21 protein-coding genes and 4 tRNA genes are annotated in these 23,148 nt (G+C 52.8%); 15 read left to right on the forward strand and 10 right to left on the reverse strand.

What is annotated here, in order from left to right; translation table 11 throughout:
• The first annotated feature begins 1 nt into the window (after window position 1).
• The 3 genes from serS (at window position 2) to HUF18_RS14515 (ending at window position 4,365) form a co-directional block, all read left to right on the forward strand.
• The gene (gene serS / locus HUF18_RS14505) at window positions 2-1,276 is read left to right on the forward strand and encodes a serine--tRNA ligase (RefSeq protein WP_225692691.1); all 1,275 of its coding nucleotides are present in this window, start codon (window positions 2-4) and stop codon (window positions 1,274-1,276) included.
• The gene (gene cysG / locus HUF18_RS14510; RefSeq protein ID WP_225692692.1) at window positions 1,273-2,643 is read left to right on the forward strand and encodes a siroheme synthase CysG; all 1,371 of its coding nucleotides are present in this window, start codon (window positions 1,273-1,275) and stop codon (window positions 2,641-2,643) included. Before serS ends, cysG begins: the two co-directional genes overlap by 4 nt.
• A gap of 102 nt (window positions 2,644-2,745) precedes the next feature.
• Entirely contained in the window at window positions 2,746-4,365 is a 1,620-nt protein-coding gene (locus HUF18_RS14515; RefSeq protein WP_225692693.1) for a methyl-accepting chemotaxis protein, read from the forward strand.
• Between the two features lie 76 nt (window positions 4,366-4,441).
• Here the strand turns inward: HUF18_RS14515 and HUF18_RS14520 are convergent, their stop codons facing one another.
• The 5 genes from HUF18_RS14520 to tusD are packed head-to-tail and all read right to left on the reverse strand — an operon-like array spanning window position 4,442 to window position 6,743.
• Complete coding sequence (locus HUF18_RS14520; protein WP_225692694.1) at window positions 4,442-5,419, reverse strand: glycosyl transferase family protein; 978 nt, start codon at window positions 5,417-5,419, stop codon at window positions 4,442-4,444.
• Window positions 5,416-5,730, reverse strand: coding sequence for a TusE/DsrC/DsvC family sulfur relay protein (locus tag HUF18_RS14525; RefSeq protein WP_145468657.1), 315 nt, complete (start codon window positions 5,728-5,730; stop codon window positions 5,416-5,418). The genes HUF18_RS14520 and HUF18_RS14525 overlap by 4 nt, the downstream gene beginning before the upstream one ends.
• Window positions 5,731-5,734: 4 nt before the next feature.
• On the reverse strand, window positions 5,735-5,998 hold the full coding sequence (locus HUF18_RS14530) for a DsrH/TusB family sulfur metabolism protein (protein ID WP_225692695.1): 264 nt from the start codon (window positions 5,996-5,998) through the stop codon (window positions 5,735-5,737).
• A gap of 1 nt (window position 5,999) precedes the next feature.
• Window positions 6,000-6,347 carry a DsrE family protein gene (locus HUF18_RS14535; RefSeq protein WP_225692696.1) on the reverse strand — a complete coding sequence of 116 codons (348 nt, stop codon included), beginning with the start codon at window positions 6,345-6,347 and terminating at the stop codon, window positions 6,000-6,002.
• 6 nt (window positions 6,348-6,353) lie between these two features.
• Window positions 6,354-6,743, reverse strand: coding sequence for a sulfurtransferase complex subunit TusD (gene tusD, locus HUF18_RS14540; protein WP_145468663.1), 390 nt, complete (start codon window positions 6,741-6,743; stop codon window positions 6,354-6,356).
• A gap of 143 nt (window positions 6,744-6,886) precedes the next feature.
• On the opposite strand from tusD, the gene HUF18_RS14545 reads away from it, so the two are divergent.
• Window positions 6,887-6,976 (forward strand) — tRNA-Ser (locus HUF18_RS14545).
• A 50-nt stretch (window positions 6,977-7,026) separates the two neighbouring features.
• Here HUF18_RS14545 and HUF18_RS14550 read toward each other — a convergent pair.
• Window positions 7,027-7,173 (reverse strand): hypothetical protein, encoded by a 147-nt coding sequence (locus HUF18_RS14550; protein ID WP_186435868.1) that lies wholly within the window; start codon window positions 7,171-7,173, stop codon window positions 7,027-7,029.
• Window positions 7,174-7,288: 115 nt separating this feature from the next.
• On the reverse strand, window positions 7,289-8,215 hold the full coding sequence (locus tag HUF18_RS14555; protein ID WP_225692697.1) for a histone deacetylase family protein: 927 nt from the start codon (window positions 8,213-8,215) through the stop codon (window positions 7,289-7,291).
• 81 nt (window positions 8,216-8,296) lie between these two features.
• Here HUF18_RS14555 and HUF18_RS14560 point away from each other — a divergent pair, with 81 nt between their 5' ends.
• The 10 genes from HUF18_RS14560 (at window position 8,297) to HUF18_RS14605 (ending at window position 17,005) form a co-directional block, all read left to right on the forward strand.
• Window positions 8,297-11,011 (forward strand): bifunctional acetate--CoA ligase family protein/GNAT family N-acetyltransferase, encoded by a 2,715-nt coding sequence (locus HUF18_RS14560; RefSeq protein ID WP_145468667.1) that lies wholly within the window; start codon window positions 8,297-8,299, stop codon window positions 11,009-11,011.
• An 84-nt stretch (window positions 11,012-11,095) separates the two neighbouring features.
• A complete protein-coding gene (gene uvrY / locus HUF18_RS14565) occupies window positions 11,096-11,743 on the forward strand; it encodes a UvrY/SirA/GacA family response regulator transcription factor (RefSeq protein WP_145468669.1) in 648 nt (215 codons plus the stop codon).
• The gene (uvrC, locus tag HUF18_RS14570; RefSeq protein WP_222428542.1) at window positions 11,743-13,563 is read left to right on the forward strand and encodes an excinuclease ABC subunit UvrC; all 1,821 of its coding nucleotides are present in this window, start codon (window positions 11,743-11,745) and stop codon (window positions 13,561-13,563) included. The genes uvrY and uvrC overlap by 1 nt, the downstream gene beginning before the upstream one ends.
• 15 nt (window positions 13,564-13,578) lie before the next feature.
• A complete protein-coding gene (pgsA, locus tag HUF18_RS14575) occupies window positions 13,579-14,127 on the forward strand; it encodes a CDP-diacylglycerol--glycerol-3-phosphate 3-phosphatidyltransferase (RefSeq protein WP_145468673.1) in 549 nt (182 codons plus the stop codon).
• A gap of 75 nt (window positions 14,128-14,202) precedes the next feature.
• Window positions 14,203-14,278, forward strand: a tRNA-Gly gene (locus tag HUF18_RS14580).
• A 26-nt stretch (window positions 14,279-14,304) separates the two neighbouring features.
• Window positions 14,305-14,378, forward strand: a tRNA-Cys gene (locus HUF18_RS14585).
• 41 nt (window positions 14,379-14,419) lie between these two features.
• Window positions 14,420-14,505, forward strand: a tRNA-Leu gene (locus HUF18_RS14590).
• Window positions 14,506-14,616: 111 nt separating this feature from the next.
• Window positions 14,617-15,501 carry a radical SAM protein gene (locus HUF18_RS14595; protein WP_145468675.1) on the forward strand — a complete coding sequence of 295 codons (885 nt, stop codon included), beginning with the start codon at window positions 14,617-14,619 and terminating at the stop codon, window positions 15,499-15,501.
• Complete coding sequence (locus HUF18_RS14600; protein WP_222428543.1) at window positions 15,501-16,019, forward strand: DUF1285 domain-containing protein; 519 nt, start codon at window positions 15,501-15,503, stop codon at window positions 16,017-16,019. Before HUF18_RS14595 ends, HUF18_RS14600 begins: the two co-directional genes overlap by 1 nt.
• Window positions 16,020-16,189: 170 nt before the next feature.
• Window positions 16,190-17,005: a DUF6160 family protein gene (locus tag HUF18_RS14605; protein ID WP_145468679.1), complete on the forward strand. Its 816-nt coding sequence runs from the start codon at window positions 16,190-16,192 to the stop codon at window positions 17,003-17,005.
• A gap of 72 nt (window positions 17,006-17,077) precedes the next feature.
• Here HUF18_RS14605 and HUF18_RS14610 read toward each other — a convergent pair whose 3' ends face one another.
• The 3 genes from HUF18_RS14610 to HUF18_RS14620 form a co-directional block, all read right to left on the reverse strand.
• Window positions 17,078-18,718 carry an electron transfer flavoprotein-ubiquinone oxidoreductase gene (locus HUF18_RS14610; RefSeq protein ID WP_145468681.1) on the reverse strand — a complete coding sequence of 547 codons (1,641 nt, stop codon included), beginning with the start codon at window positions 18,716-18,718 and terminating at the stop codon, window positions 17,078-17,080.
• Between the two features lie 107 nt (window positions 18,719-18,825).
• Entirely contained in the window at window positions 18,826-20,346 is a 1,521-nt protein-coding gene (locus tag HUF18_RS14615; protein ID WP_225692698.1) for a helix-turn-helix transcriptional regulator, read from the reverse strand.
• A gap of 58 nt (window positions 20,347-20,404) precedes the next feature.
• Complete coding sequence (locus HUF18_RS14620; RefSeq protein ID WP_145468685.1) at window positions 20,405-22,045, reverse strand: electron transfer flavoprotein-ubiquinone oxidoreductase; 1,641 nt, start codon at window positions 22,043-22,045, stop codon at window positions 20,405-20,407.
• A gap of 352 nt (window positions 22,046-22,397) precedes the next feature.
• Here HUF18_RS14620 and HUF18_RS14625 point away from each other — a divergent pair, with 352 nt between their 5' ends.
• Window positions 22,398-23,147, forward strand: a complete 750-nt coding sequence (locus tag HUF18_RS14625) for an electron transfer flavoprotein subunit beta/FixA family protein (protein ID WP_145468687.1) — start codon at window positions 22,398-22,400, stop codon at window positions 23,145-23,147.
• Window position 23,148: the final 1 nt, after the last annotated feature.

Consider the following 23,148-nt stretch of genomic DNA (forward strand, 5'->3'; position numbering starts at 1 on the left):
AATGCTGGACGTTAAGTTTATTCGCGACAATCTGGATCAGGTAAAAGCAGCCCTGGCCAAGAAAGGCTTTATGTTTGATGAAGCCGAATTCACCCGCCTGGACGATGCGCGCAAAGCCGCACTGACCAGTGCTCAATCCCTGCAGGCCGAGAAGAAAAAAGCGTCCAAACAGATTGGCGCATTAATCGGTCAGGGCATGTCTCCGGAAGACGCTAAAGCTCAGGTGATGGGCAGTATCGATTCCGATATCGGTGAGGCCGAGCTGGCAGCAAAACAGGCTGAACAGAGTCTGCGCGAATTGCTGATGAGCATTCCGAATGTGCCACAAAATGATGTGCCATTTGGTTCTGACGAAAATGATAACGTTGAAGTGCTGACCTGGGGTGAGCCCGTTGCGTTCAGTTTCGAAGCCAAGGATCATGTTGATCTGGGCGAGCCGCTGGGCCTGAGTTTTGACGACGGCGCTCTGGTTGCCGGCTCCCGTTTTGTGGCGATGAGTGGCGCCATGGCGCGTCTGCATCGTGCTATTACCCAGTTTATGCTCGACACCCACAGCGAAGAACACGGTTACGAAGAGACCTATGTGCCTTACCTGGTGAATCGCCAGGCGCTGGAAGGTACCGGTCAGTTGCCAAAATTCGAGGAAGATCTGTTCAAGGTGCCGGGTGAGAAAGATTTCTACCTGATTCCGACAGCTGAGGTACCGGTCACCAATTTGCTGCGCGACAGCGTGACGGACAAGACCCTGCCAATTAAAAAGGTGGCGCACACTCCGTGCTTCCGCAGTGAAGCGGGCAGTTATGGTCGCGATACCCGCGGCATGATCCGTCAGCATCAGTTCGACAAAGTAGAGCTGGTGCAGTTTGTCCGCCCACAGGATTCTGATGCCGCACTGGAAGAATTAACCGGTCATGCAGAAGCTATTCTGCAAAAGCTCAACCTGCCATACCGCAAAGTGATTCTGTGTGGTGGCGATCTGGGCTTTTCTGCAGCCAAAACCTACGATCTGGAAGTCTGGCTGCCAGGTCAGCAGAAATACCGTGAAATCTCTTCCTGCAGCACCTTTGGTGATTATCAGGCGCGCCGCATGCAAGCGCGCTGGCGCAACCCGGAAACCGGCAAGCCAGAACTGCTGCACACCCTGAACGGCTCCGGTCTGGCGGTTGGCCGCACCATGGTTGCGATTCTGGAAAACTATCAGCAGGAAGACGGCAGTATCGTTGTTCCTGAAGCGCTGCGCCCTTACATGCGCGGCCGAGAAGTCATCCGCCCATGATGAATCTGCCCCTGGTCCTCCGGGGGAGTACCCGGCCTTTTGTGCTGGTTGGGGGCGGCCAGGTTGCCGCCCGCAAGCTGCTGACATTACTGAAAGCCGGCGCTCAGGTTCAGCTGATTGCCCCCGAACTGCACACGGATATTACCGCCTGTGCCGGAAACCCTCTCCTTAGCATCGAACGACGTCCCGCCAGCCTTACCGAAACCTTTGATTCCGGTTCTCTGGTGGTTCTGGCAACCGATAATCACGCTTTGAACAAGCAGCTGGCACTCAACGCCCGCAAGGCCGGTTGTCTGGTGTGTCGCTGTGATGAAACCGAAGACAACGATTTTATCTTTCCGGCGGTGATCGACCGATCGCCGCTGCTTGTCAGCATTTCAACCAGTGGTGCATCGCCGGCATTAACACGCCATGTGCGTCAGCGTCTGGAAGCCTTTTTGCCGCAGGAATACCGCGACCTCGGAGCCTTTGCTGAGCGTCTGCGCGGGCAGATTAAGCAGCAGCTTGCTGCGCCGCTGCGAGCCGGGTTCTGGCGCCGCTGGATCGGCAGTCTGGCACCTGAGCTGATACTGGCGCGACAGGCTGAGCGGGCAGAGGCTGTTACTGCAGAGTTGTTGAATGGAAATGTTGAGCAGCAGGGCGAAGTCTACTTGGTGGGCGCCGGGCCCGGCGATCCGGATCTGCTCACGTTCCGTGCTCTGCGCCTGATTCAGAGTGCTGACGTGGTGTTTTACGACCGTCTGGTCAATCCGCTGATCCTGGACTTTATCCATCCGCAGGCTGAACGCTTTTATGTCGGCAAGGCAAAAAGTGACCATGCGGTACCACAGGAAGGCATTAACCAGTTATTGGTTGATGCTGCCCGAACCGGGAAGAAAGTACTGCGCCTGAAAGGCGGAGATCCCTTTATATTTGGTCGTGGCGGTGAAGAAATCGAGGAGCTGGCTGCGGCTGGCATTCCGTTTCAGGTGGTGCCGGGCATTACCGCAGCCAGTGGTTGTGCGGCTTATGCCGGCATTCCGCTGACGCATCGTGATCACGCACAAAGCGTGCGCTTTGTAACCGGTCACCTGAAAAACGGAACCTGTGATTTACCCTGGCAGGAGCTGGTCCATCCGGGGCAAACGCTGGTGATTTATATGGGACTGAGTGGTCTGCCACATATTTGCGCCCAGCTGATGGCTGCCGGTATGGAGAAAACAACACCAGTGGCTCTGGTTGAGAAGGGAACCTTGCCAGACCAGAAGGTTCATGTCAGCACTCTGGAACATATGCCTGACTACATCGCCGGACGCACCATTCAGGCGCCAACACTCACTATCGTCGGCTCAGTCGTCAGTCTGCATGAGCGGCTGAAATGGCGTTAAAAACCGACCTTTTCTGACGTTAGTCTGCCGCTTGCTGAAGCGGCAGAGTCAAAAATATGCACTATGCTTGGACTTAGTGGTTGTAACTATCAGGTCTGAGCAATGAGTCTTCTGAATTCTTTAAGTATTAAAACCAAAATCCTGTCTCTCACTGGCGTTGCGGTTCTTGGTTTTATCGTCAGTATTCTGGTGAATACCAATATGAATACGGCGAACTCTGAGCGTCTGCAAACGATTCAGAAGACCTTCTTCCCGGTGGTTGAGATTTCAAAGGCTAACCTTGTGCGCCTGTCCCGTCTTGAAGAGCTATTTTCCACCGCAGTGAGCACCGGTGAAATGGACTTTGTGAATGCCGCAGAAAAAGTCAGAAAAGAAGTTACTGACGCGCTGGCAAAGCTTGAAACCATTTGGCCGGAACGTGCTGCTGAGGTAGGCGATACCCGCAATGCATTTAATGCCTATTTCACCGCAGCTAAAAAACTGTCGGGTGGCATGATCGACGGCACACTGGAACCATCGTTAATGTCGTCATCCATCGACACCATGAACACCGCTTTGGCGACAGCCCGAAAACTGATGCAGAAGTACAGCGATGATGGCCTTGAGGCGTTCAATCAGACGGTCGCCCAGTCTAATGAGGCCGCGCAAAATGCATTGTCTATCGGTTTGGTTGTTACTCTGGTAACGCTCGTGTTTCTCGCATTTGTTGCCTGGAGCACCAGCAGCTCAATCAATACCGCAGTGAACAGCCTTCTGACATCCCTGAAAGATATTGCTTCTGGCGAAGGGGATCTTACCCGGCGTATATCCAAATCATCCAATGATGAAATTGGCGAGGTGGTTGATTGGTTCAATCAGTTTGTCGACAAACTGCATCGCAGCATTGGTGAGGTGGTTGCAACCACCAGACCTCTGAGTGGCGTATCCGGCGATCTTGGCAGCCTTACGTCGCAGACATCGCAGATAACAGAGCAGCAGAACCGGGCAACAGAAGAAGTGTCTTTTGTTGTCGATGAAATGGTTGCCAGTGTTAAAAATGTTTCCGTGAATGCCAGCTCCGCGGCTCAGGCGGCGCGGGAAGCAGATCAGGCAGCCAAGGAAGGTCGTACCATCGTTAATGATACGGTGAAAAGCATTAATGCTCTGGCCGGTGAAGTTGAGCGTGCCAGCGAAGTTATTCGCAAACTAGAAGCAGATACAGCAAACGTAGGCAGTATTCTGGATGTGATTAAAGGTATCGCCGAACAGACCAATCTGCTTGCATTGAACGCAGCCATTGAAGCCGCCCGCGCGGGTGAGCAGGGACGTGGCTTTGCGGTGGTTGCTGATGAAGTACGAACACTGGCTTCACGAACCCAGGACTCGACGCAGGAAATTCAGGCGGTTATTGAAGAGTTGCAGTCTGCTGCACGCTCGGCGGTTGAGGTGATGAGCTCCAGTAAAGAGCGGGCACAAACCAGTGTTAGCCAGGCGGCAAAAACTGATGAAAGTCTGCAGGCGATCACCAGTAAAGTTGAATCGATTACGGCGATGAACAGCCAGATCGCTTCCGCAACTGACCGTCAGGAACAGGCTGCGCACAGCATCAAAGATAATGTGGTTGGCATTAAAGATACCTCGGCGACAGCGATGGCCAGTATGCAAAAAGTGGCAGCGGCCAGTCGCTCATTGACGGAGATTGCGCAGACACTGCAGCGTATTACCGGGCAATTCAAAGTCTGAAGCATGGGTCGCTAAATATAAAAAAAACCGGCATCTTGCCGGTTTTTTTATGACTGCTGCTATTTCCATGGCCTGTCTATGCCAGCAGGCTACGGTCTCTGTTGTTCCATGCATCACGGCATCGTTGCAGGGCCGTATCAATATCATTGTTTCTTTCAATAGCGCACAGGGCCAGGGCCGCCGTCTGTAAGATAGCGCTGTTGGCGTAAGTATTTTCTGCTTTCCCTTGCCATATCTGCGCCAGCCAGTCGATATCGGTGTTCTGGGGCTTGTCATCAATGTGAGAGGCCAGTTTCGGAATGTGAATTTCCCCGGCTTCTTGTGCAAAAAAGCTCTGCGCAGTGCAGTCGCGTTCCGGATTAACTTCAAACTCGCCGCCTTCTCCTTTTATCACCAGAGCATCATTCTGATTCAGTCGGGCAGCATCGATGTGAGTGAACGCGTAATTGGGATGAAATACCCCCTGAACGCTGGCGATGCCTGCAGGGGCGATGGTTTTCATTACCGTATTGATTGGCGAACGGACTCCGAGGATCGATTTCAGGGATAGCCAGCGCTGCAGTTGCGGATTCAGCACAGAGCAGGGCAGATACATTAATGGCGCTGTCGCTGAAATCGACAAAATGTCATTCAGTGTGCCCGCAACCGGGATTCTGAAATGGGCAAAAACGTCGGCCATATAGAGGCGGCCGGAGGTATGGGCTTCGGTGCCATGAAACAGAATGCGATATCCCATCTGTGTCAGCAGTAGGGCTGACAGGAAACACCAGAATGGCTGGCGGCGTTTGCCAGCATAGCTTGGCCAGATCAGGTCGGCCGGAATATCAGCAGGCCATAGCTGATTAATAGCGGCAGCAAAGCCGGCCAGCTCTTCTGCGCTTTCTTCTTTGACGCGCATCAGCATAAAAATAGCGCCCAGCTGCTCTGGCTCATACTCACCGGCAAGCATCGTTTGCATGGTGAACTGAGCTTCTTCATAGGACATGCTGCGGCTGGCGTTTTTCCCGCGGGCCAGAATGCGGACGTAATCCGCCAGTTTGTGTTGCGAATTCAAAGGCAATTCTCCGGACGGGGCAGGCCTGCAATTTTGGCAGCCACTTTGGCCGGGCTGCCGGGGAATAATGTCAGCAGATAAATGCTGCCTGCTTTATCGGCACCGAGTGTCTGCTTAAGGTATTTGCTCAATGGACGCATCGCCGGAGCAAGATCGTACTGTTGGTAAAAGTCACGAAGCGCCCAGAGGATTTCCCAGTGATCCGGAGTCAGCTCAATGCCTTCGCTTTGGGCCAGCTCAGCAGCAACGGCCTCTGACCAGTCGCCCAGATTCTGCAAAAAGCCGTCCTTATCGAGTTGTAATTCGCTCATGGGGTTATAACTTCCAGCTCAGGGTGCGGGGATGTTGCAGGCAGAGTTCGACCCACTGTGCATCATCAATGGCTATGGCTCCGGGGATCTCTGGCAGGCCTCTCTGGGTGCAGTCTGCGATGCGGTAGTAGCATGGATGACTGCTGTCCCAATTGGGCAGGGCGTATACGCCATCACCGATAAAGGCGATGGCATCTTCGCTGCTCAGGCTGCGTCTGAGATCATTTAAGCTGGATAGCTGACTGGTAAATAGCAGGTGCAGGGTCATATTAAAAACTCAGACAGTATTGGGCGCTGCTCAGTAACGATGGAATTTGAGGGTTGCTGAGAGGCTGAGCCAGTTTGTTTATGCTGGCCACTGGAATATTGAATGCCTGCAGGTCATCTTCAGCATAATAAACCGTCTCGCAGTCATACATTGGCAAGGCATTGATGATTTTTGCAGGCGATTTCCCGCCAGGCTTGCGCGCTTCCTGAGTGTTCAGCAGCCAGAATATGCCGGTTCCCTGAAACAGCAGGCTGACTTTATGCTCAAAGGCCGCCAGCGCCATCGCCATCTCCAGTGCTTCCGGGTCATTCCCCGGGGCGGTGCGAATTAAAATACAAACAGTGCTCATAAGCCCTCAGAAGTCGATGATACGGTCAGAATCCAGCGCTGCTTCCGCCATTTCGCCCAGCCCAGCAAGTTCAAAACCTTCGGCCAGGGTGTCTGTGGGCAGGTTGTAACGTTGCTGCTCTGTTTTGTCGACCACACCCCGACGCAAGGCGTTAGCAATACAGACCTGTAGTGAAAAACCATGCTCAGTAGCCAGGGCCTGCCACTGCTGACTGATGGACGGCTGCCCCTGCACCGGATTCTGTGTGCCCAGGGCGGCAAAAACGGCGTCCTGATAGAAAAATACGCGCTGCAGAGTATGTCCCTGCGAGAGCAGGGATCGGGCAAATTGCTGCGCCAGAGTATGGGATATGCCGGAGTGCGGACTCTGGGTCAGAAGTAGCGAAAACGTGGCCATAACATGGGTCCGGAAAGGTTGCTGCTATGGTAATCGGCTGTGCCAATAATGCAAAGCGGAGGTTAGTTTCGCCGCTATCGTGTTGATTTATAAAAAAAAGTATTGACCCAAATTCTGGATTCAGTATTATACGCGCACTGTTCGGAGGGATGGCTGAGCGGTTAAAAGCACCGGTCTTGAAAACCGGCATAGGTTAATCCCTATCTAGGGTTCGAATCCCTATCCCTCCGCCAAATACCAAAAGGCCAGCGCATGCGCTGGCCTTTTTTTATGTCTGAAAAGCTCAGGAAAGAGCTGCCTGGATGAGCAGGTACAAGCTGCAGCCTGCAACCAGTGTGATAGCCAGCCACTCGGCCTGATAGATTTTTGCCAATAAGGCAGGGGAGACAGAAACTTCATCCTGATGTGAGGAGGAACGTTTGATAATCATGATGCAATTCCACTGCGATGACCTGCAGTAAGAATGACTTAGGTTTTATGCCGGTGATGTTGTAGTCGTGTACATATTCTGTATCGCTGAGTAATCAGTCACCGGCGTTGTGTGATTATCTTTTACCCAGCATTTCATTGATAAATTCACATACTGAACGCCCCAGGGCGTTCAGGTTGTATCCCCCTTCGAGGATGGCCATCCACGGAATATTGCGCGAGGCGGCATATTCCTGAATCCAGCGCCCAATCCAGCGATAGTCGTCGTCCAGTAGGCACAGCTCAGCCATAGGGTCATCCCGGTGAGCATCGAATCCGGCCGAGACAATAATCACCTCGGGTGCGAAGCCGCGCAGCGCGGGTGCCCATGATTCTTCGACCTTGCCACGGAATTCATCGCTGCCGGCGCCGGCATTCAGATGAACGTTAATCAGGTTGCTGTATTTGTCGATCTGATAGTGGGAGTAGGGGTAAAACGGGTGCTGAAAGCTTGAGCAGATTAAAAACCGGGGATCGTTTTTAAGAATGTCGACGGTGCCATTGCCCTGGTGTGCATCAAAGTCGAGGATGGCTACGCGCTGCGCATGGTGAACTTCTGCTGCCCGCAGTGCTGTAATTGCGACATTGTTAAAAAAGCAGAATCCCATACTTTTACGGTGTTCAGCATGATGACCCGGTGGGCGCACGGAAACAAAAGCGTTGTCATACTTACCCGCCATAATGTCGTCCAGTGCCAATGTGCTGGTGCCGACAGAATAGAGAGCTGCATCAAGGCTGCCGGAGGACATTGGTGTATCCTCGTCGACATAAATATGACCCTGCTTGGGCTGAATCAGCTGTAGCTGGTCAACATAGCCTGGGCTGTGGGCGCGCAGGATATCTGGCTTATGCGCGGTCTGACCGTCAAGAATGGTTAGCTGATCCCACACTCCTCGCGATTTGAGCTGCTGCTCAATCGCCAGAATACGCATGGCGTGTTCCGGATGTTCATCGCCGGTATCGTGCTCAAAATGCTGCTGGAAGGAGTAGTAGGCTGTGGTCATATGAGGTAGTTTTTGTCTTTTTGTGTGCCCAGTGTATATAGGGCCAGTGTTTACGCCAACTAAACTTAAGGATCATTCCTTATGGGAACCCGCTCTCTCGAGTTATTTTTTCAGCCCAAAACAATTGCCGTCATCGGTGCCTCTGAGCGGGTCGGCAGTCTCGGCGGTGCCATTGTGCGCAATCTGGTCAATGGCGAATACCCCGGTGTGATCATTCCGGTGAACTCGCGCGGCTATAAAGAAGTGTACGGCATACCGGCTTTGTCCCGCATAGGGCAGATTGATGGTGCTGTCGATCTGGCCATTATCTGTACTCCGGCGGAAACCGTCCCGAAGATTATTAAGCAGCTTCACAGTAAGAATGTTGGTGCTGCTATGCTGCTGACCGGTGGTATTGCCCGAACCCGTTCCTGGCAGTTCCGGCCATCGTCTGACCGTCTGAATCAGGTTATCCAGCAGACCCGGATGCGCATACTGGGCCCTGATTGTCTGGGCATGGTCATTCCCGGGCGTAAGCTGAACGCCAGCTTTCTTCATGTGCCGGTACGCAGCGGACACATTGCCTACGTCGGGCAATCGGGCACGCTGGCTTCCGGTGTTATGGATTGGGCATTCAGCCGTAATATCGGTTTTTCTCACGTGCTGACGCTGGGTAAGAGTCAGGACGTAACCCTGCCGGATCTGATCGACTACATCGTGCAGGAGCCTCAGGTACGCACACTGCTGATTCAGCTGGACGAAATAGGCTCTGGCAAAGCACTGATCCGTGCGTTGCGGGCCGCCTCCCGGCATAAGCTGGTACTGGCGGTTAAGAGCAATCGCTTTCAGGAAAACCCATTAAACCGCATTGCCAGCCCGAAAGGGCTGCGTTCCCGTGATGCGTTGGTGGATGAAACTCTGGCCCGTGCCGGTGTGTTGCGGGTATCGGCCACTGATGAACTGTTTGATTGCGTCGATGCCCTGAGTCGTCGACGCGAAAGTTTTGGTCCGCGTCTGGCAATCATCGCTAATGGTCGCGGACCGGCGATACTGGCTATGGACCGGCTGTTGCACGACAAGGGAAGACTGGCAACACTGTCAGAAGACACCCGTACCCATCTGCGCAGCCTGTTGCCTGAATATGTGAAAACCGACAATCCGGTGCTGCTGAATCCGGAGCTGAAGCCGCAGCAGCTGGCGGCAGTTGCCAATACGCTGCTGCGCGACAAGCAGGTTGATGCCTTACTGGTCATCTACATTCCGAGTCTTGGCTCAGACCCGCTGGCCAACGCCGAAACACTGGTCAAAATCGCTCAGCACAGCAATAAAAGCGTGCTGACCAGCTGGATGGGGGAGTACTCGGTGGAAGCTGCGCGCGAATGCTTCGACCAGCATGGCATTCCCACCTTTGATACACCGGATAATGCCATTAAGTCTTATATGTACATGGTGCAGCACCAGCGTACCCAGGATCTGTTGCGCGAGACGCCGGAGAGTCTTGAAATTCCGATTTCTTCCGTGCACACCGAGGTCGATAAAGCCATTCTGGCGGTTCATCGCCCCGGTGATTACCTGCTGCCGGATCAGGCCTGGGATCTGCTCAATGCCTATGGTTTCTCCTGTGCAGAAAACCGCTATCGCGCCTCGCTGTCGGAGTTGCTGAGCGTAGCGGAAGAAGTCAAAGGCCCCTGGGTATTACGGGTACACCACCGTGATTACCTCTATCCCTTTGCTTACGGCAACAACCCACGCGAGCGTCTGCGTTCGGTGGCGCGCGAGCTGAAAACCATTGAAGACGTCACCAATGCCGCAGAGGATCTGGAAAGTAAGATTGCCACGGCCTTTCCGAACAGTCCGGTGCTGGGTTACACCCTGCAAACCATGCACAGGGCGCTGGACAACCTGCAATTTTCTTTTGGTATTGGCCGCGATTCTGAAATCGGCCCTTACCTGTTCTTTGGTGGTGGTGGCTCCACTGCCGACATCCTGGTGGACCGTCAGGTGGCATTGCCGCCGCTGAATGCCAATCTGGCGGAAAAACTGATTAAACGCAGCCACTTTTATCAGGTGCTGAGTGAGCGTTCTGACAATATTGAGCGTGAACTGGTAACACTGGAGCGCTGGCTGGTTGCGCTGTCACATATGGCGCTGAACCATCCGTGGATGGCGGGCTTTGAAGTGAACGCCATCCGCCGTCAGGTGGGTCGCTATATGGTGATTGGTGTGGCTGGCGAGGTGGGGCATTCGGCGAAAAGCGCCATCATGCCTTATCCGAAAGAGCTGGAAAGCCAGTATGAAAGCCGTAATGGCCACGCCTACGATGTGCGCCCGATCCGTGCTGAAGATGAACCGGCGCTGGAACGCTTTTATCAGCGCCTGAGTCCGGAATCGCTGCGCCTGAGATTCTTCTCGGCACGCCGCCAGTTTGATCACCGGGAACTGGCGCGCTTCACGCAGATTGATTATGACCGTGAGATGGCCTTTGTCGCGCTGCGCGAAGGGGAATTGTACGGTGTGGTGCGGGTGTATATCGATGCCGATGATGTCGCGGCGGAGTTCTCGGTTATTATCGATGACAACTGTCGCGGAGAAGGGCTGGGGCTGCGGCTGATGCAGGGCATTATTGGCTACCTGACCGAGCGTGGCGTGCTGCAGATTTTCGGCACCGTTCTGCCGCATAATGGTGGCATGCTGAAGCTGGCAGAGCGTCTGGGCTTCAGTGCGCACCACAATATGGATGAGGGGGTTGTGGAAGTGGGTAAGAATCTGAACCCGCTTAAATACGCCTGGCAGAGAAAACGAATGTACCCTCTGTGAACGGTTTGTTATATTTCCGCAGATAACAACGACAGTGCCATGATGCATTGCGCTGCTGAGATTGTGTAATAACGGGGTGGTCCCTTGATTAAAGTGCTGGTTGTCGATGACCATGAGCTGGTTCGCTCAGGTATCTCTCGTCTGCTGACAGACGCAAAGGGAATTGAAGTAGTCGGTGAAGCAGCAAGTGGTGAGGAGGCGGTTCAGTTCGCCAAAGAGCACTCACCCGACATTATTCTTATGGATATCCGCATGCCGGGTATTGGTGGGCTTGAGGCCACCCGCAAGATTACGCGTCATAATCCGGAAATTCAGGTGATTGCGGTCACTGCCTGTGATGACAATCCTTATGCCACGCGTCTGTTGCAGGCCGGGGCTGCGGGCTATATCACCAAGGGTGCAGACGCGGATGAAATGGTTCGCGCCATTATGAAGGTGAAGAGCGGGCAGAAGTACATCAGTCCGGATATTGCTCAGCGTATGGCCCTCAAGCCATTCCAGCAGGATCAGACGTCACCTTTTGATGAGCTTTCAGAGCGGGAAATGCAGATTACGCTGATGATTGTTGGTTGTCAGAAGGTCGCTGAAATCAGTGAAAAGCTGTTCCTCAGTCCTAAAACCGTCAACAGCTACCGCTACCGGATTTTCGAAAAACTCGAAATCGACAGCGATGTTGAACTGACTCTGCTGGCTATGCGCCACGGTCTGGTGGATCCTGCGGCGACCGCCTGATGGCAGACTTTGATATCAGCGCATTTCTGCAGACCCTGACCCAGCGGGCCGGGGTTTACCGCATGTTCGCGGCCGACGATGAATTGCTTTACGTCGGCAAAGCCAAGAATCTTAAAAACCGTGTTTCCAGTTATTTCCGTGCCCGTGGTCTGAACAGCAAGACGGTTGCGCTGGTCAGCCGTATTGATCATATCGAAGTGACCGTCACCGCCAGCGAGGCGGAAGCGCTGCTGCTTGAACAAACGCTGATCAAACAGCACAAGCCGCAGTACAACATCCTGCTGAAAGACGATAAATCTTATCCCTTTATTCACCTGTCAGAGCACGACTTCCCTTTGCTGGCTTACAGAAGAGGGAAAAAACGCCGCGATGGCCGCTTGTTTGGCCCTTACCCGAATGCCGGCGCGGCGCGTGACACCCTGAATTACCTGCAACGATTATTTTTGCTGCGTTCCTGCGAAGACAGTTATTTCAATCACCGCAGCCGGCCCTGTCTGCAGTATGAGATCAAGCGCTGCTCTGCACCCTGTGTCAATAAAATCAGCCAGCAGGATTACCAGCAAAGCGTACGGCAGGCGACACTGTTTTTACAGGGTAAAAGTCAGGAGTTGCTGCAGGAACTGCAAACGCAGATGCTGGCAGCGGCCGAAACCCTGGATTTTGAAAAAGCCGCCGCGTTGCGCGATCAGATTGAGCTGTTGCGCCAGACTCAGGAAAAACAGTTTGTCGATGCCGGGCAGGGTGAAGCGGATGCCTGGGCTATTATTGAGTGGCAGAATGTTCTCTGCATTCACCGTCTGGCGTTCCGTCAGGGACGATTGGTGGCGAGTAAAAATTACTATCCGGAGAATCCGGCCGGTGAAAGCGATGAGCAGTTATTGCTGGATTTTATCAGTCAGTTTTATCTGGCTGACCATGCCCTTGAAGGTATTCCGCGTGATCTGGTCGTGGATGTCGGCGATGAAGATGTTGCCCCCTTACTGGAGGCATTGCGCCTGCACCGTCAGGCAAGGGTTCAGCACAGTCGCGGTGGACGTGGGCAGAACCGCAAGTGGCTGCATATGGCCAGCGAGAATGCCCGCACCGGTGCGCAGACAAAAATCTCCGGTCATCAGGCAGCACTGAATAAACTCAGTCAGGTTGCACAATTGCTGAATCTGGCCGAGCCACCCAAACGCATCGAGTGTTTTGATATCAGCCATGCGCAGGGCGAGGCGACTTACGCATCCTGCGTTGTGTATGGCGAAGAAGGTTTAATGAAACAGCGCTACCGGCGCTTCTCAATTAAAGGCGTTGTTGCCGGTGATGATTATGCCGCACTGGAGCAGGCGGTCACCCGCCATCTGACACGCCTGAAAGAGCAGGATGATTTGCCCGGCTTGCTGTTGATCGACGGGGGGAAAGGCCAGATAGGCAGGATTCAGGAAGTGCTGCAGCGTCTGCAATTGAGTTCATTGCCAGCCTTTGGTATCTCAAAAGGAGAGACCCGTAAGTCGGGCTGGGAATTCTTGTGGGAAGCCGGTGCTACACAACCTATAATGCCCGACGCCCATCATGAGGGATTCCGTTTGCTGCAATGGGTGCGTGATGAAGCACACCGTTTTGCCATTACCGGGCATCGTAAAGCCCGGGCAAAATCGCGCAGTCAGTCGGATGTGGATTCTCTGACAGGCGTTGGCCCTAAGCGCCGGCGTGAACTGCTGCTGCATTTTGGCAGTCTGAAAAACATGCGCAGCGCACCGCGCGAAGAGTTGGAAAAGGTTCCAGGCATTAGTAAAAAACTTGCCGAACAGATATTCATGCAATTACACGGCGAGTAACGGAGATACGTTTTAATGAATTTGCCCAACATACTGACCCTGAGCCGCATTCTGATGATTCCGCTGATGGTGGTCAGTTTTTACTGGTTTGGCCCGGACGGGAAGATCGGGGCCGCCGTGTTGTTTGCACTAGCCGCCGTTACCGATTGGTTTGATGGTTATCTGGCGCGTAAGCTCAATCAGACAACCCCGCTGGGTGCCTTCCTCGATCCGGTGGCTGATAAGCTGATTGTAGCGGTCGCGCTGGTACTGCTGGTCGAAAACTTTGCCAGTATGTGGCTGACCATTCCGGCATCCATTATTGTTGGCCGGGAAATTGTGATCTCAGCCCTGCGCGAGTGGATGGCTGAGCTGGGCAAAAGGGCCAATATTGCCGTTAGTTATGTCGGTAAAGTAAAAACGGCACTGCAGATGGCTTCTATTACCATTCTGATGGCATCCGGTGATCATCAGCTGTTAATTGAAGCGGGTTATGTGACCCTTTATCTGGCTGCGGTACTGACCATCTGGTCCATGCTGGTTTATCTGCGTGCTGCCTGGCCGGAACTGCGTGCCAAGGCATAAATCGTCTAAGTGCTTAAAAAGTAAGAAAAAACACTTGACTCTCAGGCTGCTCCATTTAAAATGCGCAGCACTTAAGCGGGAATAGCTCAGTTGGTAGAGCACAACCTTGCCAAGGTTGGGGTCGCGAGTTCGAGTCTCGTTTCCCGCTCCAAATTTTCATTGCACTCAATGAATCTCGGCGCGATAGCAAAATGGTTATGCTGCGGATTGCAAATCCGCCGATGCCGGTTCGATTCCGGCTCGCGCCTCCAAATTCGGTGATCCCGACATTCGCCGAGCTGCGCGGCAAGATGCCCCGGTGGTGAAATTGGTAGACACAAGGGATTTAAAATCCCTCGGCCTATGGCTGTGCCGGTTCGACTCCGGCCCGGGGCACCATTTCTAGCATTCGCAGTACTCCTCCTTTTTAAAAACATCCGATGTGTTCTGCGATCGCAGCTTCAGGGATAATACCTGATACTCTGTTAATTTCCGGCTGAGACATCGTTTATGTTCAATTACATCGAACCTGTATTCCGTCCCCCCAGCGAAGCCCGCTCCCTTATTTTGCAAGTCACCAATGGCTGCTCGTGGAATCAGTGTACTTTCTGCGATATGTACACTCAGCCGCAAAAAAAATTCCGTGCCCGTGACGAAGCCGATGTGCTGAATGAAATCCGTCAGGCGGCTGCTCTGGGTCCGCGTTTTGAAAAAGTCTTCCTGGCCGATGGTGACGCCATGGTGCTGCCGGTACGCCGCCTCACGAATATTCTGCTGGCCATTAAAGAGCATTTGCCCTGGGTTAGGCGGGTGGGGGCTTATTGCCTGCCGCGCAATATCCGTAAAAAGTCGGCGGAAGAAATGACCGAGTTGCGCAGGCTGGGGTTGGGTATTCTTTATGTCGGCGCCGAAAGTGGTGACGATGAGGTGCTGGGTTTTATTAAAAAAGGGGAAACCTGGCAGAGTACGCTGGATGCACTGTTAAAAATAAAGCAGGCCGGCATTCAGTCATCGGTGATGATCCTGAACGGTATGGGTGGTGTTGCCTACAGTGAGCAGCATGCGCGTAACTCCGCTCTGCTGATGAATGAGGCGCAGCCGGATTTTCTATCAACATTAATTGTCAGCTATCCGCTTGGCGATCAGCGCGTTGTCGAGGGTTTTAACGGCAACTACCAGCTTCCGGATCAGCATGATTTGTTTGTCGAACTGCGCGAGTTGATTTCTCATCTGGAGTTAACCAATACGGTTTTCCGCAGCGACCATGCATCCAATTATCTGCCGTTAAAAGGCACGCTTGGCGCCGATAAGTCCGCTATGCTGGCTCAGCTGGATATGGCGATTAATAATCCGGAACGTATTCGTCTGCGTCAGGAATGGCAAAGGGGGTTGTGATGAATCTGAATGCCTTGCAGCAACAGCTTGGCCTTGAAACTGAAAATCAGTATCCACCGGTCGAAAAATGGCACCCGCAATTATCCGGCGATATGGATATGGTTATTCGTCGTGATGGTACCTGGTGGCATGAAGGTGTGCAGATAAAACGTGAAAAACTGGTGCGCTTATTTGCCAGCATCCTGCGCAAAGAAGGTGATGAATATTTCCTGCTGACCCCGGTCGAAAAATGGCGCATCAGTGTTGAGGACCGGCCGTTATTGATTGTAATGATTGAGCGTGTGGATGAAAGCATACGCGCCATCACCAATAGCGGAGATGTTGTAACCATCGGGCAGGAGCATCCTCTGTTAATGAGCGAACTGGATGGTGTTCTGTTGCCGGAAGTAAATGTCCGGGCTGATCTGTATGCGCGTTTTTCCCGCAATGCGTTTTACGATCTCAGTGATATGGCCCATGAGGATAATAATGGACGCTATTTTGTTACCAGTGAGGGACGTAAATATTTTTTATCCTGATCCGGAGTAATTATAAAAATAAGACCTGCGTGAAGGTCTTATTCATTCCGGAACATTTGTTTTAATGGTTAATTCTGAATATTTTCCCGCTTTTGTTTTTTAGCTTGAACCCTGCATAAGCGCTCCTTACATTGCCGCCAATTCAATAATAACGAACACCATGGACGGCTATGCGCTACATTTTTCCTCTCTGTTTTTTATCTCCGTGCCTTGCTTTTGCTGCTCTGGACCCGGTTAGCGATACACAATTGGCTGATATTTCCGGACAGGACGGCATCACCATTGTTACATCTGCGCGGCTTACTGTTGGTCAGATTGAATATCGGGATGAAGGCCGCCTGCAGATCAACCAGGTTGCGTTGGGTGGTGCCAGCAGAAGCAGCTATTTTGGCAAAGACTGGGGGTACAGTTCGCGCTCTGGCGATCGCCTTGATGGAATGATGATGACAGTCGATGTTCTTCCTGATGGTGACATCGTGCTGTCTGCTTTTGTTGATCCCGGGCTGGGCGGAGGGGTGATTGATTTTGGGCTGTCGACCGGCCAGATCGCTTTATCTTCAGCGGATAATGCACACAGTGCTGCGCTGATTAACTCCGTTAGTATCGCCGGGCTGGCAACGCAATACCGGATGAAAGTGGATGCACAGACGACGGATATTCAAATCCAGATGGCGATGGGGATTGCTGGTCTGGATGTTGATGCAACCCCGCTGGGTATTAATGTACGCAATATGGTTCTGGCTAATCATACCTATTTTGAATCTCTGGAAGACTGGGGTTCTTCTGCGTTGTCATTATCGGATGTGCAATTGCCTGTTGGCATTAATATCCATGCCAGCGATCTTGGGCTGGATATTCGTCTGGTTAATTTTTTTGCCGATATGAACGTTGAAGCTATTGAGCTGGCGCAGGAAAGTATTGGCAGAGTAGCGGTGGATGATCTCAATCTTGGTGGATTAAATATGCGCATCAGTGGGCATTTGTAAGGTACCGGAGGCTGAATAAATGGCGTGAAAACAAAGGAGCAAAACTCCTTTGTTTTATCTGCAATAACGTTTCTACATATTCGGATAGTTCGGACCGCCGGCACCCTCTGGGGTTACCCAGGTGATGTTCTGAGACGGATCTTTGATGTCGCAGGTTTTACAGTGAACGCAGTTCTGAGCATTGATCTGAAAATGCTTGCCGTTTTCGTCTTCTGTTATTTCATACACGCCAGCAGGGCAGTAGCGCTGAGCAGGCTCATCCCATTCAGGCAGGTTAACGCTCAGTGGAATGGAAGCGTCTTGCAGTTTCAGGTGGCATGGCTGATCTTCTGCGTGGTTTACATTGCTGATAAAAACAGAGTCCAGCCGGCTAAAGCTCAGCTTGCCGTCTGGTTTCGGGTAATCGATCTGCGGGCTCTTGGCAGCGGGTTTCAGTGCGGTGTGATCGGGTGTGGTGTCATGCAGGGTGAATGGCACTGGCAGAATGTTCTGATCGATAAAGTTAAAGGCTGCGCCGCCAAATACTCCGAATTTATGCATGGCCGGGGCGAAGTTGCGGCTGCGCTGCAGCTCTTTGCAGGCCCAGGATGCTTCGAAGGCAGTAGTGAATTCTGTAATTTCATCGTGCTCACGCCCACGGCTTAAGGCGGCGACTATTTCTTCGGCGGCAACCATGCCGCTTTTCATTCCGGTATGAACACCTTTTATTTTGGCAAAATTCAGTGTGCCGGCGTCGCAACCTATCAGCAAGCCACCGGGGAATGTCATTTTCGGCAGGCAATTAATCCCGCCTTTGGCTGCAGCTCTGGCGCCATAAGAAACCCGCTTGCCGCCCTGTAAGTATTGCTTTAACACCGGGTGATGTTTCAGGCGCTGAAATTCATTAAACGGGCTCAGGTGTGGATTGCTGTATGACAAATCGGTAAACAGCCCGACCACCGCCTGATTATTTTCAGTGTGGTATAAAAAAAATCCGCCGGCAGTGGATGATCCCATCAGTGGCCAGCCGGTACCGTGCAGTACCAGTCCTTTATGGTGTCTGGCGGGGTCGAGGTCCCACAGCTCTTTAATACCAAGCGAGTAATGCTGAGGATCTTTACCGGCATCCAGTTTGAATTCGGCAATCAGGCGCTTGCCCAGGTGGCCGCGGCAGCCTTCGGCAAATACGGTGTACTTGGCGCGCAGTTCCATGCCCGGTACGTGTTCATCTTTTGGCTGACCGTTATGGTTAACACCCATGTCGCCGGTAATGATGCCTTTAATGACACCATCTTCGAGGATGTATTCTGCGGCGGTAAAACCGGGGTAGATTTCTACGCCGAGGTCCTCAGCCTGTTTGGCCAGCCAGCGGCAAAGGCTGCCGAGCGAGACGATATAATTCCCCTGGTTATGCATGGTTCGTGGTATGGCCCAGTGTGGCGCTTTAATACTTCTTTTTTGTGTCGTCAGGAAATAAATATCATCGTGTGTTACTGCGACATTGAGTGGGGCTCCCCGTGCTTTCCAGTCAGGAAAAAGTTCTTTCAGTGCGCGGTCTTCGATTACGGCGCCAGACAGAATATGGGCGCCAATTTCCGAGCCTTTTTCTACCAGGCAAACGGAAATATCCTGTCCGGCGGCAGAGGCTGATTGTTTAATACGGCATGCGGCTGACAATCCGGCAGGGCCGCCACCAACGATTACCACATCGTATTCCATTGTTTCTCTTTTCATTGCGTTCTCCTCTGAGACTTCACCTGCTGGTAACGGTCAGAGTAAGCAAAGCGGTGCGGCTTGTTATCACCCCTGGGGGTGATAACCGCTATCAGGCGGGGGTGAAATTACGGTGATCTGTCGTCCTGGCTGAGGAGTTTATGCAATGCTTCGGTTCGGTTTTCCACGCCGATTTTTCCGTACAGATTACGGATATGCACCTTCAGTGTATTGAGTGAAATATGCAGTTGGCGGGCAATTTCTTTGTTAGGGTGCCCCTGACTTACCAGCGCCAGTACCTGCTGTTCACGCGAGGTCAGCAGGGCGTCAAAGGCCAGAGAGGTGTGGGGCTGCTCTTGTATCTGCGGCACGTGTTGATGTACGGAATGCTCTGGCGGAAAAGACGCCAGCCAGGTGGGCAGCAGGGTATTAATTTCATCATCACTTGCAAGCAGTTGTAACAACAGTGTCTCTGCTTTATCCCAGTCCCGGAGTTGTAGTCTTTGTTCCAGTGCTTCCTGCAGATAGCCATTTTGCTCGAACCATTGCGCTGCCGTATTGCGTCCCTGTTGCCGGACTTCCGTACTCAGGTTGTTAAAGTGTTGCAGCAGAAAGCGGCGAAACAGATCATGATAGCGGAACCATACGCCGTGATTGTCCAGTGGCAGCAGAAACAGGTTGTGGCGATCAAGATGGCTGATTACGGCCAGGCTGTCATTGCGTCCCGTCAGTGCATTGCACAGGCCAGCGGTGAAGCGTGGTACGGCCGCGCTCAGCAGTAAAAAGTGCTGAATGTCGGGGCTTTGTTGTGAGTACACCTCATCAAGCAGATAGTCGGCAATGTCGCGTTGCAATGAAAGGCCGGGCTGCTTATGGCGGTTGTGGTCACTCTCTGCCTGGTGGTTTTCGACGGCAGGAAGTGGCATTGAAGCCGTTTTCTGCAATGACAACCCAATCAGTTGCAGGCCGGCAATCCAGCCTTCGGTTTCCTGAAAATAAAGCTGACTCTGCCTGCCACTGATTGGCAGGCTCATTGTCTGTTGCAGAAAGCGGTTGCTGTCTTCTGCGGAGAAGCGCAACTGGTGCTGATCAATCTCGACCAGCTGATTGCTGGCGCGCCGTCTGGCCAGCGCCAGATCAGGCGCGCTGCGTGAGGTAATAACAATGCGCAGTGACGGTGGCAGGTGGTTAAGAAAGCTGTTGAATTGCCCGCTCAGCTCCGGTGTTGCGATCAGATGAAAATCATCCAAAACCAGTGTTATTGCATCGCGTGGTGAGGATGGGCTGATAGCGTCCAGCTCATTGAGCAGCGCAATAAGGGCATTTTCCAGTGCGTGTTCGTTTTGATTGTCTCTCAACAGCTGCAGAGGGTGTTCGCCACAGCCGGGGGATGCCTGATTCAGTGCGGTAATAAAGTAGCGCCAGAAAATCCCCGGAGCCGCCTGAGTATCATCCAGCGCCAGCCATGAAAAGGTATGCGGAGAATGGTGCAGCCACTGGCTGATCAGTGTGGTTTTGCCATAGCCTGCGGGGGCTGAAATCACTACCAGCTGGCCGCCCTCGCTGCTGTTCAGGATTTGCAGCAGAGGCTCGCGCTGTACAATATTTTTTCTCAGTGGCGGAATGTAGAAGCGGGTTTTCAGCAGCATGGTGGTTTCTTATTGTCGAAAAAAAAGCGGGCAAGGCCCGCTTTCTTTTGTGAACAGCTTACATGTTCGGATAGTTCGGACCGCCAGCACCTTCCGGGGTTACCCAGGTGATGTTCTGAGACGGATCTTTAATATCACAGGTTTTGCAGTGAACACAGTTTTGTGAGTTGATCTGGAAGCGCTTGCCGTTTTCGTCTTCCACAATCTCGTACACACCGGCAGGGCAGTAGCGCTGCGCAGGCTCGTCCCACTTAGGCAGGTTAACGCTCAGCGGAATGGAAGCGTCTTTCAGCTTCAGGTGGCACGGCTGATCTTCGGCGTGGTTTACGTTACCGATGAAGACGGAATCCAGTTTGGCGAACGAAATTTTGCCATCCGGTTTCGGATAGTTAATTTTCGCGCATTCTGCTGCTGGCTTCAGGGTTGCATAATCCGGCGTGGTGTCATGCAGGGTGACCGGGATCGGGAAGATGTTCTGGTCAATGAAGTTGAAAGCAGCGCCGCCGAACATGCCGAACTTATGCATTGCCGGGCCGAAGTTGCGGCTGCGGTGCAGTTCCTGATAAGCCCATGAAGCTTCGAAGGCGGCCGTGAATTCGGTTACTTCATCGTTGGCACGACCAGCCTGAATAGCCTTGAACAGCTCTTCAGCAGCCACCAGGCCGCTCTTCATGGCGGTGTGGGTGCCTTTAATCTTGGCAAAGTTCAGGGTGCCGGCATCACAACCAACCACCAGGCCGCCCTGGAAGGTCATTTTAGGCAGGCAGTTCAGGCCGCCTTTGGTGATTGCGCGGGCGCCATAGGATACGCGCTTGCCGCCTTCCAGATACTGCTTGATCACCGGATGGTGCTTCATGCGCTGGAATTCATCGAAAGGGCTTACGTGAGGGTTGCTGTACGACAGGTCAGTGATCAGACCAACCACTACCTGGTTGTTTTCAGCGTGGTACAGGAAGAAACCACCGGATGAGGCGGATTCATTCAGCGGCCAGCCGGCGCCGTGCAGTACCAGACCTTCCTGATGCTTTGCAGGATCAATGTCCCACAGCTCTTTAATACCGATACCGTAGTGTTGTGGATCTTTGCCTTCGTCCAGTTTGAATTCGGCGATCAGGCGCTTGCCCAGGTGGCCGCGGCAGCCTTCAGCAAATACGGTGTATTTGGCACGCAGTTCCATGCCTGGTACGTACTCATCTTTTGGCTGGCCGTCATGACCTACGCCCATGTCGCCGGTCACGATGCCTTTAATGGCGCCGTCTTCGACGATGTACTCGGCGGCGGTAAAGCCCGGGTAGATTTCTACACCGAGGTTTTCAGCCTGCTCAGCCAGCCAGCGACATACATTACCCAGAGATACGATGTAGTTGCCATCGTTGTGCATCGGTTTAGGGATGGCCCAGTGTGGAGTCTTGATCGACTTCTCATCGCTGGTCAGGAAGTAAACTTCATCACCTTTAACAGGCACATTGAGCGGGGCGCCCATTTCTTTCCAGTCAGGGAACAATTCGGCCAGGGCGCGGTCTTCTATAACCGCACCGGACAGGATATGAGCGCCAACTTCGGAGCCTTTCTCAACCAGACAAACAGACAGTTCCTGTCCGGCGGCTTCGGCTAATTGCTTGATACGACATGCGGTTGACAGGCCGGCAGGGCCGCCGCCAACGATCACTACATCGTATTCCATTACTTCACGTTGCATATTGATCTCCTCGAAATGAGCTGGGAGCTACTGAGCTATCACGGACTCTGGTGCACTGAATAATTGTGCCCGGCGATTGTTTTGCCATGCCAGGCGGGCCATATAAAGGTGCCTGCCTGAGAGTCAAAATGGCCGCCATTATACGTTGGGTTAAACACTAGGCAACTGATTTGACAGGAAAATAGCCTGAATGCCCCGGTCTTTGTGGGCTTCAGCAATGCTGCTATTGACGCTCGCGGTAAACATCCGAATAATGTGGCGCGCTGGAAAGGGCTCCTGATATGACTGTGTCATCCTGTCGGCGTGGTAATTTTGCCCTTTATTCATCCACCAAGTTAAATACGAGGAATCTATGAAGGTTCTTGTCGCTGTTAAACGCGTAATCGATTACAACGTAAAGGTTCGCGTCAAGCCAGATAACTCAGATGTTGATCTGACCAACGTTAAAATGGCTATGAACCCATTCTGTGAAATCGCAGTGGAAGAAGCGGTACGTCTGAAAGAAAAAGGCGTCGCTACTGAAGTGGTTGTGGTTTCTATCGGCCCTAAAGTGGCTCAGGAACAGATCCGTACTGCTCTGGCACTGGGTGCCGATCGTGGCATCCTGATCGAGACTGAAGAAAAACTGGAGTCTCTGACCGTTGCCAAACTGCTGAAAGCCGTTGTGGAAAAAGAACAGCCTCAACTGGTACTGATGGGTAAGCAAACCATCGACAGCGACAACAACCAGACCGGCCAGATGCTGGGCGCACTGACCAATATGGCTCAGGGTACTTTCGCTTCTGAAGTGGCCGTTGATGGCGACAAAGTAAACGTGACCCGTGAAATCGACGGTGGTCTGCGTACTGTTGCTCTGAAACTGCCTGCCATCGTAACGACCGATCTGCGTCTGAACGAGCCTCGCTACGCTTCTCTGCCAAACATCATGAAAGCCAAGCGCAAGCCTCTGGATGTGACTACTCCTGCAGATCTGGGTGTGGCTATGACCTCCACTCTGTCTCTGGTTAAGGTTACTCCACCGGCCGAGCGTCAGGCTGGCATTAAAGTCGGCAGCGTAGAAGAGCTGGTCGAAAAACTGAAGAACGAAGCCAAAGTGCTGTAAG

The sequence above is a fragment of the Thalassolituus sp. ST750PaO-4 genome (genome assembly GCF_020320405.1).
GTDB classification, from domain to species: Bacteria; Pseudomonadota; Gammaproteobacteria; order Pseudomonadales; family Oceanobacteraceae; genus Venatoribacter; species Venatoribacter alkanivorans.

Excerpts from the sequence above, each read along its gene's own strand:
- serS (WP_225692691.1), top strand. The coding sequence starts at position 2 with ATGCTGGACGTTAAGTTTATTCGCGACAATCTGGATCAGGTAAAAGCA.
- cysG (WP_225692692.1), top strand. The coding sequence starts at position 1,273 with ATGATGAATCTGCCCCTGGTCCTCCGGGGGAGTACCCGGCCTTTTGTG.
- HUF18_RS14515 (WP_225692693.1), top strand. The coding sequence starts at position 2,746 with ATGAGTCTTCTGAATTCTTTAAGTATTAAAACCAAAATCCTGTCTCTC.
- HUF18_RS14525 (WP_145468657.1), bottom strand. The coding sequence starts at position 5,730 with ATGAGCGAATTACAACTCGATAAGGACGGCTTTTTGCAGAATCTGGGC.
- HUF18_RS14530 (WP_225692695.1), bottom strand. The coding sequence starts at position 5,998 with ATGACCCTGCACCTGCTATTTACCAGTCAGCTATCCAGCTTAAATGAT.
- HUF18_RS14535 (WP_225692696.1), bottom strand. The coding sequence starts at position 6,347 with ATGAGCACTGTTTGTATTTTAATTCGCACCGCCCCGGGGAATGACCCG.
- tusD (WP_145468663.1), bottom strand. The coding sequence starts at position 6,743 with ATGGCCACGTTTTCGCTACTTCTGACCCAGAGTCCGCACTCCGGCATA.
- HUF18_RS14550 (WP_186435868.1), bottom strand. The coding sequence starts at position 7,173 with ATGATTATCAAACGTTCCTCCTCACATCAGGATGAAGTTTCTGTCTCC.
- HUF18_RS14555 (WP_225692697.1), bottom strand. The coding sequence starts at position 8,215 with ATGACCACAGCCTACTACTCCTTCCAGCAGCATTTTGAGCACGATACC.
- HUF18_RS14560 (WP_145468667.1), top strand. The coding sequence starts at position 8,297 with ATGGGAACCCGCTCTCTCGAGTTATTTTTTCAGCCCAAAACAATTGCC.
- uvrC (WP_222428542.1), top strand. The coding sequence starts at position 11,743 with ATGGCAGACTTTGATATCAGCGCATTTCTGCAGACCCTGACCCAGCGG.
- pgsA (WP_145468673.1), top strand. The coding sequence starts at position 13,579 with ATGAATTTGCCCAACATACTGACCCTGAGCCGCATTCTGATGATTCCG.
- HUF18_RS14595 (WP_145468675.1), top strand. The coding sequence starts at position 14,617 with ATGTTCAATTACATCGAACCTGTATTCCGTCCCCCCAGCGAAGCCCGC.
- HUF18_RS14600 (WP_222428543.1), top strand. The coding sequence starts at position 15,501 with ATGAATCTGAATGCCTTGCAGCAACAGCTTGGCCTTGAAACTGAAAAT.
- HUF18_RS14605 (WP_145468679.1), top strand. The coding sequence starts at position 16,190 with ATGCGCTACATTTTTCCTCTCTGTTTTTTATCTCCGTGCCTTGCTTTT.
- HUF18_RS14610 (WP_145468681.1), bottom strand. The coding sequence starts at position 18,718 with ATGAAAAGAGAAACAATGGAATACGATGTGGTAATCGTTGGTGGCGGC.
- HUF18_RS14615 (WP_225692698.1), bottom strand. The coding sequence starts at position 20,346 with ATGCTGCTGAAAACCCGCTTCTACATTCCGCCACTGAGAAAAAATATT.
- HUF18_RS14620 (WP_145468685.1), bottom strand. The coding sequence starts at position 22,045 with ATGCAACGTGAAGTAATGGAATACGATGTAGTGATCGTTGGCGGCGGC.
- HUF18_RS14625 (WP_145468687.1), top strand. The coding sequence starts at position 22,398 with ATGAAGGTTCTTGTCGCTGTTAAACGCGTAATCGATTACAACGTAAAG.